Genomic DNA, 17317 nt, shown 5'->3' with positions numbered 1-17317 from the left:
AAAATTTTTTGACTTTTTGTAAACGTTAACAATGTTGTTAAATCAGTATAAGCAAAGAAGTACGTATGATTAAAAATTATAAATTTTCTAAAAATTCACTTGATTTATTTAGAAAGGAGAGTAAACTAGGAAACAATAAAAAATTCATAGAACATAGGAGGCGCTTCTAGTGAATGAGCAATGGATTTTCTTAAATGGAGAATTTGTTCCAAAAGATGAGGCAAAAGTTTCAGTATATGATCATGGCTATTTATATGGCGATGGAGTGTTTGAAGGAATTAGAGTTTATAGCGGTAATGTTTTCCGTTTGAGAGAGCATCTTGTCCGGCTGTATGAATCAGCAAAATCAATCCTTTTAGAAATTCCATATTCATTAGATGAAGTAACAAATATTGTTGTTGAGACGATTCGACAAAATAAATTATCTAATGGATACATTCGCCTTGTTGTATCAAGAGGAGCAGGAAATCTTGGATTGGATCCCGATTCATGTAAGAAGCCGAATGTAGTAGTAATTGCAGAACAATTATCTTTATTCCCACAAGAATATTATGAGAAAGGGATTCCAGTTGTAACAGTTGCAACGCGCCGAAATCGTCCCGATGTTTTATCCCCTCAAGTAAAATCTTTAAATTACTTAAACAATATTTTAGTTCGTATTGAAGCGAAATTAGCTGGAGTACAAGAAGCACTTATGTTAAATGATCAAGGATATGTAGCTGAAGGATCAGGAGATAACGTGTTTATTGTTAAAGGAAATAAATTAATTACACCACCAAGTTCTGCTGGAGCGTTAGAAGGTATTACACGAAACGCCATTTTAGAAATCGGCGAAAAACTTGGGTATGACGTAAGAGAAGAGTTATTTACAAGACATGATGTATATGTAGCTGATGAAGTGTTTTTAACAGGAACAGCTGCTGAAGTGATTGCTGTTACGACAGTAGATGGTAGAACGATTGGCTTAGGGCAAACAGGTCCACATACGAACCGTTTATTAAAAGAGTTTCGTAAGTTAGTTGTAGAAGATGGAGAGAAAATTTACGAAGAAAATAAAGTTGGATAACAACTTTTTTAACATAAGAAAGCGTTGATAGGGAGGAGTAGTTGATTGTGAAGCCTCACAGAGAGTCGGTGGTTGCTGAAAACCGATGGTTCACGTCGACGAACATCGCCCTTGAGTGCTAAGCTAAAGCATTTGTCTAGGCTTAGACGGTAGCTCCGTTATTAGCTAGATCCATTTATGGATCACTGAGGCAAGAGTATTCTTGCGAAGAAGGGTGGTACCGCGAAATCTTTCGTCCCTTCAGCACATAGCTGGAGTGTGGACGTAGGATTTTTTTATTGTATAAAAGTTTGAAAAAGGGGGCTTATAAGAACAATGTCTTCAAAAACGGAAGAGAAACTGGCAACTGGTGCACAGCTATTGTTAGAAGCGCTAGAAAAGGAAGGCGTAGAAGTGATTTTCGGTTATCCGGGTGGTGCCGTTTTACCTCTCTATGATGCATTGTATGATTGTGAAATTCCGCATATTTTAACAAGGCATGAGCAAGGGGCAATTCACGCTGCTGAAGGGTATGCCAGAATTACAGGGCATCCAGGGGTTGTAATTGCAACGAGTGGGCCAGGTGCTACAAATGTAATTACGGGTCTAGCTGATGCGATGATTGATTCATTGCCACTTGTAGTATTTACAGGCCAAGTAGCAACAACGTTAATTGGGAGCGATGCTTTTCAAGAGGCAGATATTATGGGACTTACGATGCCAGTGACAAAACATAACTATCAAGTGCGAAAGGCCTCAGATTTACCTCGAATTATTAAAGAAGCATTTCATATTGCTAAAACTGGAAGACCAGGACCAGTCGTTATTGACCTTCCGAAAGATATGGTAGTCGAGAAAGGTGAGCAATGTAGCAATGTACAAATGGATTTACCGGGATATAACCCTAATTATGAACCGAATCTACTTCAAATAAACAAATTACTCAAAGTAATTGAAACCGCAAAAAAACCGTTAATTTTAGCTGGAGCGGGTATATTGCATGCGAAAGCTTCGAAAGAATTGACAAATTTTGCTCGTAAATATGAAATCCCTGTTGTGCATACATTACTTGGTCTTGGTGGTTTTCCACCAGATGATGAACTATTTCTAGGGATGGGAGGAATGCATGGTTCTTATACAGCAAATATGGCGTTATATGAATGTGACTTACTCATTAATATAGGCGCGAGATTTGATGATCGGCTTACAGGGAATTTAGCTTATTTTGCTAAAGGGGCTACTGTTGCGCATATCGATATCGATCCAGCAGAAATCGGGAAAAATGTGCCAACTGAAATTCCTATTGTTGCAAGTGCTAAGCGGGCATTGGAAGTATTACTTGAACCAGAAGGGGGAAAAGAAAATCATCATGAATGGATCACTTTATTAAAGGGGAGAAAAGAACAATATCCATTCTCTTATAAAAGAAATTCTGAAAGTATTAAGCCCCAATACGCAATTGATATGTTATATGAAATTACGAAGGGAGAAGCGATTGTAACAACAGACGTTGGGCAACACCAAATGTGGGCAGCCCAATATTATCCGCTGAAAAATCCAGATAAATGGGTAACTTCTGGTGGATTAGGAACGATGGGGTTTGGATTTCCAGCAGCAATCGGTGCGCAAATTGCAAAGCCTGAAGAATTAGTTATTGCAATTGTTGGTGATGCTGGATTTCAAATGACTCTACAAGAATTAAGTGTATTAAAAGAACACGCTTTACCCGTTAAAGTATTTATTTTAAATAATGAAGCTTTAGGAATGGTAAGACAGTGGCAAGATGAATTTTACAATCAAAGATATTCACATTCTTTATTACCATGCCAACCAGATTTCGTCGCTCTTGCGAATGCATATGGCATAAAAGGTGTTCGTATTGACGATCCACTTCTTGCAAAGAAGCAAATCCAGCATGCTATTGAATTACAAGAGCCAGTCGTAATTGATTGTCGTGTACTTCAATCAGAGAAGGTTATGCCGATGGTTGCGCCAGGAAAAGGTGTTCACCAAATGGAGGGAGTGGAAAAAGGGTGAAGAGAATTGTTACAGCGACAGTTCGAAATCAAAGTGGTGTTTTAAACCGAATTACAGGGGTTATGACACGAAGACATTTTAATATTGAAAGTATTTCAGTAGGTCATACAGAATCATCAGATATATCGCGAATGACGATTGTTGTACACGTTGAAAGTGAACAGCAAGTGGAGCAGTTAATTAAACAACTGCATAAGCAAATTGACGTACTGAAAGTATCAGATATTACAGAAGAAGCGATGATTGCTAGAGAGCTTGCTCTTATTAAAGTAGCAACTTCTGTAGCGAGGGCAGAATTATATAGTTTAATTGAACCGTTTCGAGCCGCTGTAATAGATGTTGGGAAGGATTCCATAGTTGTGCAAGTAACAGGTACGCAAGACAAAGTAGAAGCGTTAATTGAATTACTTCGTCCATACGGTTTGAAAGAAATTGCTAGAACAGGTGTAACAGCATTTACACGTAGTATGAAAAAACAAGATAAGCAAGTTATGTTAATTCAATAATCATTTAAATATAGGGGGAAATGAAAATGGCAAAAGTTTATTATGAGAAAGATGTAACAGTAAATGTATTAAAGGAAAAGAAAGTAGCAATCATCGGATATGGCTCGCAAGGTCATGCACATGCGCAAAATTTACGTGATAACGGATTTGATGTAGTAGTAGGTTTAAGAAAAGGTAAGTCTTGGAATAAAGCGAATGAAGATGGATTTTCTGTATATACAGTAGCAGAAGCAGCGGAAAAAGCTGATGTAGTAATGATTCTACTGCCTGATGAATTACAACCAGAAGTATATGAAGCTGAAATTGCACCAAATTTACAGGCTGGAAACTCCCTCGTGTTCGCACATGGATTTAATGTTCACTTTGATCAAGTAAAACCACCAGCTAATGTAGATGTATTTCTAGTAGCGCCAAAAGGACCGGGGCATCTCGTACGCCGTACGTTCGCCGAGGGCGGGGCTGTTCCTGCATTATTTGCAGTATATCAAGATGCAACAGGAGTTGCGACTGAAAAAGCACTTTCTTATGCTGACGGAATTGGAGCAACGAGAGCTGGTGTACTAGAAACGACGTTTAAAGAAGAAACAGAAACAGATTTATTTGGGGAGCAAGCTGTACTCTGCGGCGGAGTGACTGCACTTGTAAAAGCTGGGTTTGAAACGTTAGTTGATGCAGGATATCAGCCTGAACTTGCATATTTTGAATGTTTACATGAACTGAAGCTAATCGTTGACCTTATGTACGAAGGTGGACTTGAAAATATGAGATATTCAGTTTCAGATACAGCGCAGTGGGGAGACTTCGTATCAGGACCACGCGTTGTTACTGAAGATACGAAGAAAGCGATGGGGGCAGTATTAGCAGAAATTCAAGATGGTACATTTGCAAGAGGCTGGATTGCAGAGCATAAAGCAGGAAGACCAAATTTCCATGCGACAAATGAGAAAGAGAATAAACATGAAATCGAGGTAGTTGGACGTAAATTACGTGAAATGATGCCTTTCGTACAGCCGCGAGTAAAGGTAGGGGTTAAATAATATGAAGCAGGTTTTGTTCATGGATACAACGCTTCGTGATGGCGAACAATCACCAGGAGTAAATTTAAATGAACAAGAGAAATTACAAATTGCTAGGCAATTAGAGAGGCTTGGTATTCATGTAATGGAAGCTGGATTCGCGGCAGCTTCCGAAGGTGACTTTCAATCGGTAAAACGCATTGCGAATACGATTCAAAATGCTACAGTTATGAGTTTAGCTAGAGCGAAAGAAAGTGATATTCGAAGAGCATATGAAGCGGTGAAAGGAGCTGTATCTCCCCGTCTACACGTATTTTTAGCTACGAGTGATATTCATATGAAATATAAACTTTGTATGTCTAAAGAAGATGTGTTAGATAGTATTCATCGCTCGGTTACGCTTGGAAAATCATTATTTCCGACAGTACAATTTTCTGCAGAAGATGCGACAAGAACAACAAGAGATTTTTTAGCTGAAGCAGTAGAAGTTGCGATTCGTGCAGGAGCGAATGTAATTAATATTCCAGATACAGTTGGATATACGAATCCGGAAGAGTATTATTCTCTTTTTAAATACTTACAAGAATCCGTTCCATCATATGAAAAAGCGATTTTTTCTTGTCATTGTCACGATGATCTTGGTATGGCAGTAGCAAATTCGTTAGCTGCGGTTGAAGGAGGAGCATTGCAAGTAGAAGGAACGATTAATGGCATTGGAGAAAGAGCAGGGAATGCAGCGTTAGAAGAAGTTGCGGTAGCTCTTCATATTAGAAAAGATTTTTATAAAGCAGAGCCTTCAATGACTTTAAAAGAAATTAAGGCGACGAGTATATTAGTAAGCAGGTTAACGGGTATGGTTGTACCGAAAAATAAAGCAATCGTTGGAGCGAATGCATTTGCTCATGAATCGGGCATCCACCAAGACGGGGTTTTAAAAGAAGTAACAACTTATGAAATTATCGAACCAGCGCTTATAGGAGAATCTCAAAATCTCTTTGTACTTGGGAAACACTCTGGCCGTCATGCGTTTACGGAAAAAATGAAAGAGCTTGGTTATGAATTTACAAATGAAGAGCGAGATGCGGCATTCGAAGCATTTAAAAAATTGGCTGATCGTAAAAAGGAAATTACTGAAGAAGATTTACGTGCACTTATGCTTGGAGAAGCAGCATTTGCGGCTCAGCAATATAACATTACGCAACTGCAAGTACATTTCGTATCAAATAGTACACAATGCGCGACAGTTGTGCTGAAGGATGAGGAAGGAAATGTATACGAAGATGCAGCTACTGGTTCTGGTAGTATTGAAGCGATTTACAATGCAATCCAAAGAATTTTAGGATTAGAATGTGAATTGGCAGATTATCGCATACAATCTATTACACAAGGTCAAGATGCACTGGCTCATGTACATGTTGAATTAAAAGAAGGGACACATCAAGTATCAGGTTTTGGTGTTGCGCAAGACGTGTTGGAAGCGTCGGCGAGAGCATATGTCCATGCAGCAGGGAAATTAAAATCTCTTATAGCGCTTGTGAAATAAATATTTGATAGGTGAGAGAAGCTTTCCTCACCTATCAAATTAAAGTTCTGAAAATTCAGTTAAAAGGAGTGTTAAAAATGGAAAAACGTATCGTTTGTTTAGCTGGTGATGGTGTTGGTCCAGAAGTAATGGAAAGTGCGAAGGAAGTATTGCATATGGTAGAAAGGCTATATGGACATCATTTTCATTTGCAAGATGAGTACTTTGGTGGTGTTGCTATCGATTTAACTGGGCAACCATTACCACAGCGAACACTTGCCGCCTGTTTAGCGAGTGATGCGGTTTTACTTGGAGCAGTAGGTGGACCAAGGTGGGATAGTGCGAAAGAAAGGCCTGAGAAAGGATTATTAGCATTAAGAAAAGGACTCGGTGTATTTGCGAATGTTCGCCCTGTAACGGTAGAAAGTGCAACTGCACATTTATCACCATTAAAAAACGCTGATGAAATTGATTTCGTTGTCGTTCGTGAATTAACAGGCGGAATTTATTTTTCTTATCCGAAAGAGCGAACGGAAGAAGTGGCAACAGATACACTTACGTATCATCGCCATGAAATTGAACGTATCGTTTCGTATGCTTTTCAATTAGCGAATAAGCGGAAGAAAAAAGTAACATCTATTGATAAAGCGAATGTTTTAGAGTCTAGTAAATTATGGAGAACTGTGACAGAAGAAGTAGCACTTAGCTACCCAAATGTGGAAGTAGAACACATTTTAGTAGATGCAGCAGCTATGGAATTAATTCGGAATCCAGGAAGATTTGACGTTATTGTAACGGAAAATTTATTTGGTGATATTTTAAGTGATGAGGCTTCAGTATTAGCCGGATCATTAGGAATGCTTCCATCAGCAAGTCACGCTGAAAAGGGGCCTTCATTATACGAGCCTATTCACGGATCAGCACCGGATATTGCGGGGAAAAATAAGGCGAATCCAATTGCGATGATGCGTTCTGTTGCAATGATGCTTGGGCAATCGTTCGGATTAACGAGAGAAGGATATGCAATTGAAGAAGCAGTTTCTGCAGTCCTTAAATCAGGAAAATGTACAGCAGATATCGGGGGGACTGAAACGACAACTTCATTTACAAAGGCAGTTATTCAAGAAATGGAAGAGCAAGCGTTAGTAGGGAGAGGAAGATAATGGGGAAAAGGTTACTAGATAAGCTTTGGGAAAGACATGTAGTTGCGACTAATGAAAATGGATTGGATTTATTATATATCGATCTACATCTTGTTCATGAAGTAACGTCACCGCAAGCCTTTGAAGGCTTGCGGCTTACAAATCGAACAGTCCGCAGACCAGATTTAACATTTGCAACGATGGATCATAATATTCCAACGAAAGATGTTTGGAATATTACCGACCGCATTGCGAAGCAGCAACTAGATACACTTCGGGAAAACTGTAAACAATTTCAGGTGCCATTAGCGGATATCGGAGATGAAGAGCAAGGGATCGTTCATGTAATAGGACCAGAACTTGGACTCACACAGCCAGGAAAAACGATTGTTTGTGGTGATAGTCATACAGCAACACACGGTGCTTTTGGCGCACTAGCGTTTGGTATTGGTACGAGTGAAGTGGAACATGTATTGGCGACGCAAACGTTATGGCAACGAAAGCCGAAAGCGATGGGCATTGAGTTAAAAGGAAAGTTACCGCAAGGTGTTTATGCGAAAGATATTATTTTACACCTTCTTTCAAAGTACGGAGTAGCAGTTGGAACAGGTTACGTAATGGAATTTTACGGAGAGGCCATTCATGCTATGGATATGGAAGAGAGGATGACGCTTTGCAATATGGCAATTGAAGGGGGAGCAAAGGCTGGCATTATTGCACCAGATGAAAAAACGGTTGCTTACGTAAAAGGGCGTAAATATGCACCGAAAGACTATGAATCTATTAAGAAAAAATGGTCAGAACTTTATACAGATTTAGATGCAGTTTATGATTTACATATTCTAGTAGATGTTACGGATTTAGCACCGTACGTTACGTGGGGAACAAATCCTAGTATGGGTGTTCGGATCGATGAGAAATTGCCAGAAAAGCATGATGCAAATGACGAAAGAGCGTTTTCTTATATGGGATTGAGTCCCGGACAAAGTACGTATGACATTCCAGTTCAACATGTTTTCATTGGATCTTGTACAAATTCCAGGCTTTCTGACTTAGAAATTGCTGCATCTGTCGTGAAAGGTAAAAAAGTAAAAGAAGGTGTGCGAGCACTTGTTGTACCTGGATCTCAAAGGGTAAGAGAAGCAGCGATGCATAAAGGATTACATCGCATATTTGAAGAAGCTGGATTTGAATGGAGAGAGCCCGGATGCTCAATGTGTCTAGGTATGAATCCAGATCAAGTGCCTGAAGGGGAACATTGTGCCTCTACGTCAAATCGCAATTTTGAAGGAAGACAAGGAAAGGGAGCACGAACGCATTTAGTTAGCCCTGCAATGGCGGCAGCGGCTGCGTTATATGGTCATTTTGTTGATATTAGAAAGGAGAGTTATGATGGAGCCATTTCGTATTCATAAAGGTACTGCCGCAGTACTGATGAATGATAACATTGATACAGATCAAATTATTCCGAAGCAATATTTAAAGAGAATTGAAAGAACTGGGTTTGGGAAGTTTTTATTTGATGAGTGGCGATATGATAATAATCGCCAAGAAAACCCTAATTTCCCGCTTAATGCACAAGAAAGAAAAGGAGCCAGTATATTAATCACAGGCGATAATTTTGGATGTGGCTCGTCAAGAGAACATGCTCCATGGGCACTTGCTGATTATGGTTTCCGCGTTATTATCGCTGGAGGATTTGCCGATATCTTTTATATGAATTGTATGAAAAATGGCATGTTACCGATTGTAATGGATAAAGATATGCGTGAACAACTTGCTAAAACAGATGCGAGAGAACAAATCATAGTTGATTTAGAAAATGAAATAATGACAACGAATACGCATAGATTCCATTTTACAATCGAGAAAATGTGGAAAGAGAAGTTATTAAATGGTTTAGATGAAATTAGTATTACAATGCAATATGAACAAGAAATAAAAGAGTATGAAAGAAAAGTGGCTTTACATTAAAAAAAATGACGGAATATTAAAAATGTATTTACATTCAAAATTAACTGTTATATACTATGTGAAAATCAGAGGAGAAAGGGAGTAAGTATTATGAATATCGTGCAATCTATTACAATGCTTACACAACTACATCATCATACATGAAACCCTTGAACCTAGCGTGAAAACGTGTAGGTACAAGGGTTATTCCCGTTGTACCTACACTCTACTGAAGAGCCTTGTAGGTATTTTGTCTACAAGGCTCTTTTTATTTTCGGCTTAGGGGAATGAAATAGGCATACATTAGAAGGGGAAAGGTGTGAAAATTTAGATGACAAAATGGAAACGGGCAAATCCGAATGGAACGAGAGATTATTTATTCGAAGAATGTACGTTAATTGAAGAAGTAGAACAAAAATTAAGGCTTACTTTTTTAGAGAGAGGTTATGAAGAAATAAGAACACCTACAATTGAATTTTATGACGTTTTTGCATTTCAAAATAGACCGATAGATGAAGAGAAGATGTATAAATTTTTTGATGAAAAGGGAAGGATTATCGTTTTACGTCCAGATATGACAATTCCTTTAGCGAGAGTTATTGGAACACAGAGATGGGATACGCCACTTAAAGTGACGTATAGCGGGAATGTATTTCGAGCGAATGAATCCCATTCTGGAAAATATAATGAAATCGTACAAAGTGGTATTGAAGTTATCGGGATTGATAATGTAAGAGCTGAAATTGAATGTGTAATAAGTGTCATTCAAGCACTTCAAAAGTTGAAGGTGCAATCTTTTACAATTGAGATTGGGCAAGTACAGTTATATAAATGTATTGTAAAAAAACTCTCCATCCATGATGAAGAAGAAAGGGTACTTAGAACGTATATAGAAAGTAAAAATTATGCAGCCCTCTCAAATTTTATCGGAGAAAAGAAATTAAATCGATGCGATGAGACAGTAAGGTTACTTGAGAAATTGCCAAGGCTATTTGGAAATTTAGAAGTTATTGAGGAAGCAGAAAAGCTTGCTTCAAGTAATGAAATGAAAATGGCAATTGCAAGAATAAAAGAAATGTATGAAACAATTGAAACGTTAGGATATGGTTCTTACATATCAATTGATTTGGGCATGATTCAACACTTAGATTACTATACGGGTGTTATTTTCAAAGGATATATATATGAAATTGGAGAAGAAATCGTTAGTGGCGGAAGATACGATGAGCTAATTGGCAATTTTGGAGAAATGCTGCCAGCTGTTGGACTCGCGGTACAAGTAAATCAAATTGTGAAGGCGCTGCAAGAGCAGCAAGAACCATATGAACGAAATCAAATTGATATTGTGATTCATTATGAGTTAAATAGATTAGCGGAAGCAGAAAGGCTACGAAATTTACTTCGAAAGGATGGGAAAAATGCTTGGTTATCTCTATTCTCTAATTTAAGCGATACCCTTCAATTCGCAAGAAAAAATAAAATAGGAACGGTCGTTGAGGCAAAGAATGAATACTTAGTGGAATATGTATGGAATGAGAAATGGGTAGTCCAGAAAGAAGGAGAGGCTTCATGCGTAACATTCAAATTGCGTTAACGAAAGGAAGATTAGAAAAACATGTCATTCCACTTTTTGAGCAGATTGGAATTGATTGTTCCGAGCTCAAAAATAAAGGTCGGAAGCTTGTATTTCAAAGTAAAAATACAAATGTTTCATTTATTTTAGTAAAAGCGGTTGATGTTGCTACTTATGTAGAACATGGGGTAGCTGATATTGGCATCGTTGGAAAAGATATTTTAATGGAAAACGAGAAAGATATTTATGAAATGCTGGATTTAGGAGTGGGGATTTGTAAGTTTTGTGTTGCTTCTATTCCTACGTATAATCCGAAGAGTTACCGGAAGAAAAGAATCGCTACGAAATACCCACATATTACTTCTACTTATTTTCATGATAAGGGAGAGGATGTAGAAATTATTAAAATAGAAGGTTCTGTAGAAATCGCTCCTCTTCTTGGATTGGCAGATGCGATTGTAGATATTGTTGAAACAGGAAAAACATTACAAGAGAATGGACTCATTGTATTTGAGGAAATGTACTTTATATCGGCTCGGATGATTGTAAATAAGGCAGCCTTAAAAACTAAAAAAGACGAAATATTCAGCATTATAAATATGATGGAGCAAGAAATCTTATCAGGGAAATAGGAGGATTTAAAATGGAAATCATTTATGAAGACTTTAAGGAGGCATTATCTAAAATAAAAGTGCTAAGAGAAAACGCTAATATAATAGAAGAAACTGTTCAAAGAAGTGTAAGAGAAATCATTAGACATGTAAGGGAAGGGAATGATGAGGCTTTATCTTTCTATACAAAAAAGTTTGATGGTGTAGAGATGAAAGATTTTCGTGTAAGTGAAGAAGAAATACAGCAAGCGAGTATGTTTGTAGAGAATTCATTTTTAGAAGCTTTAAAAGAGGCGAAGAAAAACATTGTTTCGTATCACGAAAAGCAAAAGAAGTATTCAATATTCGATTGTGAAAGTAAAGGCATAATTAGAGGGCAGCTTATTCGGCCATTAGAAAATGTAGGTGTATATGTACCGGGTGGGACAGCCTCATATCCTTCTTCAGTATTAATGAATGTATTGCCGGCGAAACTTGCAGGTGTGAAAAAGATTGTAATGGTAACACCGCCGAGGAAAGGGGGAATTGATCCTCATATATTAGCTGCTGCAAATCTTGCGGGAGTAGATGAAATTTATACGATAGGTGGCGCACAAGCAATTGCTGCTTTAGCATACGGGACGGAATCGATTCCGAAAGTGGATAAAATAGTTGGACCGGGAAATTTGTACGTCGCTCTAGCGAAACGAGAAGTATACGGGATAGTAAATATCGATATGATTGCTGGTCCATCAGAAATTGTAGTTGTCGCGGATGAAACAGGTAATGCAAAATATATCGCAGCGGATTTATTATCGCAAGCAGAGCATGATGAGAGAGCAACGGCGATTTGTATTACAACGAATATGGAACTAGCTAAAGAAGTAGAAAAAGAGGTAGAAAGACAGTTGGAAACGTTACCAAGAAGTGAAATTGCATGTGAATCAATAAATAGAAATGGAGCCATCTTTATCGTTGCTTCTTTAGAGGAGGCACTAAAGTTATCAAATAAAATTGCTCCAGAACATTTAGAGTTACATATAAAAGAACCGATGAATGCTCTAGATTATGTGAAACATGCAGGCTCTATTTTCCTTGGGCCATATGCACCTGAACCGCTCGGGGATTATTTGGCGGGACCGAATCATGTATTACCAACGAGCGGAACGGCAAGATTTTTTTCTCCGTTATCAGTCGATGATTTTGTGAAAAAATCAAGTTTTATTTCTTATACAGAGGAAGCATTAAAAAATGTACAGCATCATATTGTAGAGCTTGCAAATAAAGAAGGGTTACATGCACATGCGAGAGCAATCCAAATAAGGTTTGAGGAGGAAAAATAATGCGTCAGTCCAGTCAAGCACGTGAGACGACAGAAACAAAAATTAAATTAAGTTTGCAGCTTGATGAAAGTACGAGTGTATCTATTCAAACGGGGGTTGGTTTTTTCGATCATATGCTGACTTTATTTGCTAGACATGGAAGATTTGGATTGCAAGTTGAGGCAGAAGGTGATGTATTTGTCGATGCACATCACACCGTTGAAGATGTTGGAATTGTACTCGGAAATTGCTTGAAAGAAGCATTGCAAAATAAAGAAGGAATTAATCGTTACGGTTCCGCGTATGTACCGATGGATGAATCTTTAGGATTTGTTGCAATTGATATAAGTGGACGCTCATATTGTGTATTTCAAGGGGAATTAACAAATCCGAAGCTCGGGGATTTTGATACAGAATTGACGGAAGAATTTTTTAGAGCAGTTGCACATGCTGCCAATATTACATTACATGCGCGCGTTCTATACGGAAGTAATACACATCACAAAATTGAAGCATTATTTAAAGCTTTTGGTAGAGCGCTTAGAGAAGCGGTCGAAAAAAATGCCAACATTACTGGTGTAAATTCAACGAAAGGGATGTTGTAATTGATTGCCATTATAGATTATGGAATGGGGAATATTCGCAGTGTAGAGCAAGCATTAAAATATATTGAGGCAGAGTACATTGTAACGAGTGATAAAGAAGAGATATTGAGAAGCGATGGCGTGATTCTACCGGGAGTAGGTGCATTTCCGAAAGCGATGGAAGTATTAAAAGAAAGAGATTTAGTGTGTGTACTAAAAGAAGTTTGTGACATAGGAAAACCACTCCTCGGTATATGTTTGGGCATGCAACTTTTATTTGAACGAAGTGAGGAACTAAAAGATTGTAGCGGGTTAGGTTTACTACCAGGTGAAATTCGGAAGTTAAAAGTTTCGTATAAAATTCCTCATATGGGATGGAATGAATTAAGGAAGGAAAGAGAATTTCCGCTTTGGAATGGATTAGTGGATGGTTCTTTCGTGTATTATGTTCACTCATATTACGCGGATTGTCCAGATGAAATTGTATGCGGAGTAAGTGATTATGGAATGCAAATACCAGGGTTTGTCGCGAAAGGAAATGTATTTGGTGCACAGTTTCATCCAGAAAAAAGTGGCGAAATTGGCATGCAAATATTAAAAAATTTTCAAGGAGTGGTAGAAGCATGGAAATCTTCCCAGCTATCGATTTAAAAGAAGGGCGATGCGTTAGACTTTATCAAGGAGAGTTTAGTAAAGAAACGGTGATGAATGAAGATCCGGTAGCGCAGGCGATCATATTTGAAAAGCTTGGAGCGGAAATACTACACATTGTTGATTTAGACGGTGCAATTGCTGGCGAGTCGTTAAATTTGCCCGTCATTGAAAAAATCTGCAAGGCGGTACGTATTCCTGTGCAAGTGGGAGGAGGAATTCGTTCACTTGTAACGGTGGAGAAGTTATTGTCAGCAGGTGTAGAAAAAGTGATTTTAGGAACAGCAGCTCTTTATGATAATTCATTTTTAGAGGAAGCAGTTCGTCTATATAAAGAGAAAATCATTGTTGGAATTGATGCGAAAAATGGTTTCGTAGCAACGAGAGGTTGGCTTGATCTGTCTGAAATTTCTTACGTTAGTTTAGCGAAACAAATGGAAAGTTTAGGTGTTCAAACGATTGTGTTTACAGACATTTCGAAAGACGGGACGCTTACAGGTCCAAATTTTGAACAATTAGCGATACTTCAAAAAAGTGTGGGCATTCGTCTCATCGCCTCTGGAGGAGTGGCATCTATTCAAGATGTGAAAAAGTTAAATGATATGAATATATATGGTGTCATAATTGGAAAGGCGCTTTACGAGAAAACGATTGATTTAGAAGAAGTGTTACAGGTAACGAAGTTATGTTAGCGAAACGAATCATTCCATGTCTAGATGTGAAAGAAGGGCGAGTCGTAAAGGGTGTAAATTTTATAGGATTACAAGATGTCGGTAATCCGGTTGAAATAGCTGAAGCATATAACGAGGCAGGGGCAGATGAAATCGTATTTTTAGATATTACAGCGACTCATGAAGGAAGAAAAACGATTATAGATGTTGTAGAAAAAACAGCAGCTAAAGTATTTATTCCTCTTACGGTTGGCGGGGGGATTTCAAGTGTGAAAGATATGTACAATTTACTAAGAGCTGGAGCAGACAAAGTTTCAATAAACTCAGCGGCAGTGCGAAACCCGAAGCTTATAGAAGAAGGGGCAGAACACTTTGGATCACAATGTATTGTCGTGGCAATTGATGCTAGAAAAGTAGCAGAAGGTAAATGGAACGTATACGTCAACGGCGGAAGAGTTGACACAGGAATGGATGCCATAGAATGGGCGAAGCGTGTTGTTAAACTTGGGGCAGGTGAAATTTTGTTAACGAGTATGGATGCAGATGGAACGAAAAGCGGATATGACCTTCGTTTAACAGAAGAAATTTCAAAAAGTGTTTCCATTCCAGTCATCGCATCAGGGGGCTGTGGTCATACGGATCACATTATAGAAGTTTTTCAAAAGACAACAGTTGATGCAGCGTTAGCGGCATCCATCTTTCATTATGGTGAGGCGACAGTGCAGAGTGTAAAGCGAAAATTAAGAGATGCAAATGTTGAGGTGCGGTTATGAAACCTAATTTTTCAAAAGGATTAATACCAGCAATTGTCATCGAAGAAGGTACGAAAGAAGTTTTAATGCTAGCTTATATGAATGAAGAAGCATATGAAAAAACGTTAGAGACGAAAAGAACATGGTTTTATTCTCGTTCGAGGCAGTCGTTATGGAATAAGGGGGAAACATCAGGGAATCTTCAATATGTACAATCTTTATATTTAGATTGTGATCAAGATTCAATTGTTGTGAATGTGAAACAAGTAGGACCTGCTTGTCATACGGGAGAGAAGACATGTTTTCACTATCAAATTATATAGGGGGATACATATGGAAAATGCCTTTAAGTTGCTGTATAAAATAATTGAAGAACGAAAGGAAAGCCCACTTCCTGAATCGTATACAAATTATTTATTTTCAAAAGGAGAAGATAAAATTTTAAAGAAAATTGGTGAAGAGTGTGCTGAAGTAATTATCGCATGTAAAAATAATGATAAAGAAGAAGTAGTGAAAGAAATGGTTGATGTATTTTATCACTGTTTCGTTTTATTAGCTGAAAAAAATATTACATTGGAAGATGTCATGCGAGAGGTGAAAGAACGAAATGGAAAGCTTTCGAGAGTTGGGGATAGAAGGGAAATAGATACATTATAAGGGGGAATGTATATGAAAGTAGATTATCATCTTCACTTAGAAGAAGGACCGTATTCAATAGGATGGCTTGCTAAAATAAATGAAGCGCTGGAACGTTATGAACCGCTTCAAGAAAGGCATTCTATTGATTGGCTTATGAAAACACAAGAGCGTTTGCAAAAGCGTGTGAAGGAAGGGCCATTTACAACAGAATGGATGGACCTCTATTTAGAAGAAGCTGTGCGAAAAGGTATAACAGAAGTTGGGATTGTTGATCATTTATATCGTTTTCATGAAGCGAAAGGATATTATGAAAAATATGTAGATATTAGTGATTCTAAGCTCGGTCGTATACAGAAGGAATGGTTAGATCAAGTAAGGGTAGTTTCACTGTATGATTTTACAAAGGTCATTGAAGAGGCGAAAGAACGATGGAGTAAAAGAGGTGTCACACTTAAACTTGGAATTGAAGCGGATTATTTTATTGGTTGTGAAGGAGAGTTAAAAGAATTATTAGCGCTAGGAGACTTTGATTATATAATTGGTTCCGTTCATTTTTTAAATGGCTGGGGATTTGATAATCCAGATACGAAAGAATATTTTGAGAAGCATGACCTACGCGCATTATATGATATGTTTTTTAAAACAGTTGAGAGTGCGATTCGTACCGAGTTATTTGATATTATCGCTCATCTTGATAATATAAAGGTATTTAATTATCGATTGGATGAGAATGAACAGCTTTCTTATTATGAGGAAATTGCCTGTGCGTTAGTAGAAACGAATACGGCAACAGAAATAAATGCAGGATTATACTATCGTTATCCTGTTCGTGAAATGTGCCCAAGTCCACTATATTTACAAGTATTAGCTAAGTATGGTGTTCCAATTACGATTTCTTCGGATGCCCATTATCCAAATGATTTAGGGAATTATGTACAAGAAAATGTACAAACATTACTAGCTCACGGTGTTACTCAGGTTGCAACATTTACGAAGCGAGCAAGAGTAATGAGGTCGCTTGAAGAAGAAGTAACAAATTCAAAATGAAATGCAATTTTTTGATGAAAACCGTCCTTTTTGTTCAAAATAAGAAAGAATGAAAAGGAGGGTAAGAAATGGCGAAACAACAAAATAAACAAAATGTACAAGGTGCACAGCAACAAGCTTATACTTCTGAAACGAATGCTGCATCTCAATCGGTTATTGAGGAGCAAATTAGCGATACGGTTGCAGAAGGAACGATTGATGTGAAGCTTGGAAAAGAATCGCAGGAAAAAGCGTAAGAAAAGGGGAGAGTTGCATCTCCTCTTTTTT

19 protein-coding genes and 1 other annotated feature are annotated in these 17317 nt (G+C 37.9%); all 19 genes read left to right on the top strand.

The window, feature by feature from the left end; translation table 11 throughout:
- The first annotated feature begins 169 nt into the window (after positions 1 to 169).
- The 19 genes from ilvE to ES895_RS09290 all read left to right on the top strand — a co-directional run bounded on the left by ilvE (position 170) and on the right by ES895_RS09290 (position 17286).
- Entirely contained in the window at positions 170 to 1066 is an 897-nt protein-coding gene (ilvE, locus tag ES895_RS09380) for a branched-chain-amino-acid transaminase (RefSeq protein ID WP_001005487.1), read from the top strand.
- 15 nt (positions 1067 to 1081) lie between these two features.
- Positions 1082 to 1309: a binding site (T-box leader), on the top strand.
- Positions 1310 to 1381: 72 nt separating this feature from the next.
- Positions 1382 to 3082 (top strand): acetolactate synthase large subunit, encoded by a 1701-nt coding sequence (gene ilvB, locus ES895_RS09375; protein WP_000095832.1) that lies wholly within the window; start codon positions 1382 to 1384, stop codon positions 3080 to 3082.
- The gene (gene ilvN, locus ES895_RS09370; protein ID WP_000822952.1) at positions 3079 to 3588 is read left to right on the top strand and encodes an acetolactate synthase small subunit; all 510 of its coding nucleotides are present in this window, start codon (positions 3079 to 3081) and stop codon (positions 3586 to 3588) included. Before ilvB ends, ilvN begins: the two co-directional genes overlap by 4 nt.
- 26 nt (positions 3589 to 3614) lie before the next feature.
- Positions 3615 to 4625, top strand: a complete 1011-nt coding sequence (ilvC, locus tag ES895_RS09365; protein ID WP_001151747.1) for a ketol-acid reductoisomerase — start codon at positions 3615 to 3617, stop codon at positions 4623 to 4625.
- Between the two features lies 1 nt (position 4626).
- A complete protein-coding gene (leuA, locus tag ES895_RS09360) occupies positions 4627 to 6147 on the top strand; it encodes a 2-isopropylmalate synthase (RefSeq protein WP_097997926.1) in 1521 nt (506 codons plus the stop codon).
- A 77-nt stretch (positions 6148 to 6224) separates the two neighbouring features.
- Entirely contained in the window at positions 6225 to 7289 is a 1065-nt protein-coding gene (gene leuB / locus ES895_RS09355) for a 3-isopropylmalate dehydrogenase (protein ID WP_097997925.1), read from the top strand.
- Complete coding sequence (gene leuC, locus ES895_RS09350; RefSeq protein WP_000518102.1) at positions 7289 to 8683, top strand: 3-isopropylmalate dehydratase large subunit; 1395 nt, start codon at positions 7289 to 7291, stop codon at positions 8681 to 8683. The genes leuB and leuC overlap by 1 nt, the downstream gene beginning before the upstream one ends.
- On the top strand, positions 8661 to 9242 hold the full coding sequence (leuD, locus tag ES895_RS09345) for a 3-isopropylmalate dehydratase small subunit (RefSeq protein ID WP_000433186.1): 582 nt from the start codon (positions 8661 to 8663) through the stop codon (positions 9240 to 9242). The genes leuC and leuD overlap by 23 nt, the downstream gene beginning before the upstream one ends.
- 310 nt (positions 9243 to 9552) lie before the next feature.
- On the top strand, positions 9553 to 10815 hold the full coding sequence (locus ES895_RS09340) for an ATP phosphoribosyltransferase regulatory subunit (RefSeq protein ID WP_016109652.1): 1263 nt from the start codon (positions 9553 to 9555) through the stop codon (positions 10813 to 10815).
- A complete protein-coding gene (hisG, locus tag ES895_RS09335) occupies positions 10791 to 11426 on the top strand; it encodes an ATP phosphoribosyltransferase (protein WP_001244493.1) in 636 nt (211 codons plus the stop codon). The genes ES895_RS09340 and hisG overlap by 25 nt, the downstream gene beginning before the upstream one ends.
- A gap of 11 nt (positions 11427 to 11437) precedes the next feature.
- Positions 11438 to 12727, top strand: a complete 1290-nt coding sequence (gene hisD / locus ES895_RS09330) for a histidinol dehydrogenase (protein WP_135238306.1) — start codon at positions 11438 to 11440, stop codon at positions 12725 to 12727.
- Positions 12727 to 13311 (top strand): imidazoleglycerol-phosphate dehydratase HisB, encoded by a 585-nt coding sequence (gene hisB, locus ES895_RS09325; protein ID WP_001249951.1) that lies wholly within the window; start codon positions 12727 to 12729, stop codon positions 13309 to 13311. The genes hisD and hisB overlap by 1 nt, the downstream gene beginning before the upstream one ends.
- Positions 13312 to 13941, top strand: coding sequence for an imidazole glycerol phosphate synthase subunit HisH (hisH, locus tag ES895_RS09320; protein WP_000560336.1), 630 nt, complete (start codon positions 13312 to 13314; stop codon positions 13939 to 13941).
- Positions 13914 to 14633 (top strand): 1-(5-phosphoribosyl)-5-[(5-phosphoribosylamino)methylideneamino]imidazole-4-carboxamide isomerase, encoded by a 720-nt coding sequence (hisA, locus tag ES895_RS09315; RefSeq protein ID WP_000402299.1) that lies wholly within the window; start codon positions 13914 to 13916, stop codon positions 14631 to 14633. Before hisH ends, hisA begins: the two co-directional genes overlap by 28 nt.
- Positions 14627 to 15385 (top strand): imidazoleglycerol phosphate synthase cyclase subunit, encoded by a 759-nt coding sequence (gene hisF / locus ES895_RS09310; RefSeq protein WP_000880117.1) that lies wholly within the window; start codon positions 14627 to 14629, stop codon positions 15383 to 15385. The genes hisA and hisF overlap by 7 nt, the downstream gene beginning before the upstream one ends.
- On the top strand, positions 15382 to 15687 hold the full coding sequence (hisI, locus tag ES895_RS09305; protein WP_000803961.1) for a phosphoribosyl-AMP cyclohydrolase: 306 nt from the start codon (positions 15382 to 15384) through the stop codon (positions 15685 to 15687). Before hisF ends, hisI begins: the two co-directional genes overlap by 4 nt.
- 10 nt (positions 15688 to 15697) lie before the next feature.
- Positions 15698 to 16021 (top strand): phosphoribosyl-ATP diphosphatase, encoded by a 324-nt coding sequence (gene hisE / locus ES895_RS09300; RefSeq protein WP_000426351.1) that lies wholly within the window; start codon positions 15698 to 15700, stop codon positions 16019 to 16021.
- 12 nt (positions 16022 to 16033) lie between these two features.
- Positions 16034 to 17050: a histidinol phosphate phosphatase domain-containing protein gene (locus ES895_RS09295; RefSeq protein WP_000861846.1), complete on the top strand. Its 1017-nt coding sequence runs from the start codon at positions 16034 to 16036 to the stop codon at positions 17048 to 17050.
- A 68-nt stretch (positions 17051 to 17118) separates the two neighbouring features.
- Entirely contained in the window at positions 17119 to 17286 is a 168-nt protein-coding gene (locus tag ES895_RS09290) for a YozQ family protein (RefSeq protein WP_001118878.1), read from the top strand.
- Positions 17287 to 17317 lie beyond the last annotated feature (31 nt).

This window comes from Bacillus sp. 007/AIA-02/001 (assembly GCF_004634455.1).
Classification (GTDB): Bacteria; Bacillota; Bacilli; order Bacillales; family Bacillaceae_G; genus Bacillus_A; species Bacillus_A cereus.
The sequence above is the reverse complement of the archived record's forward strand: the minus strand, read 5'-3'. Positions and strand labels throughout refer to the sequence as shown.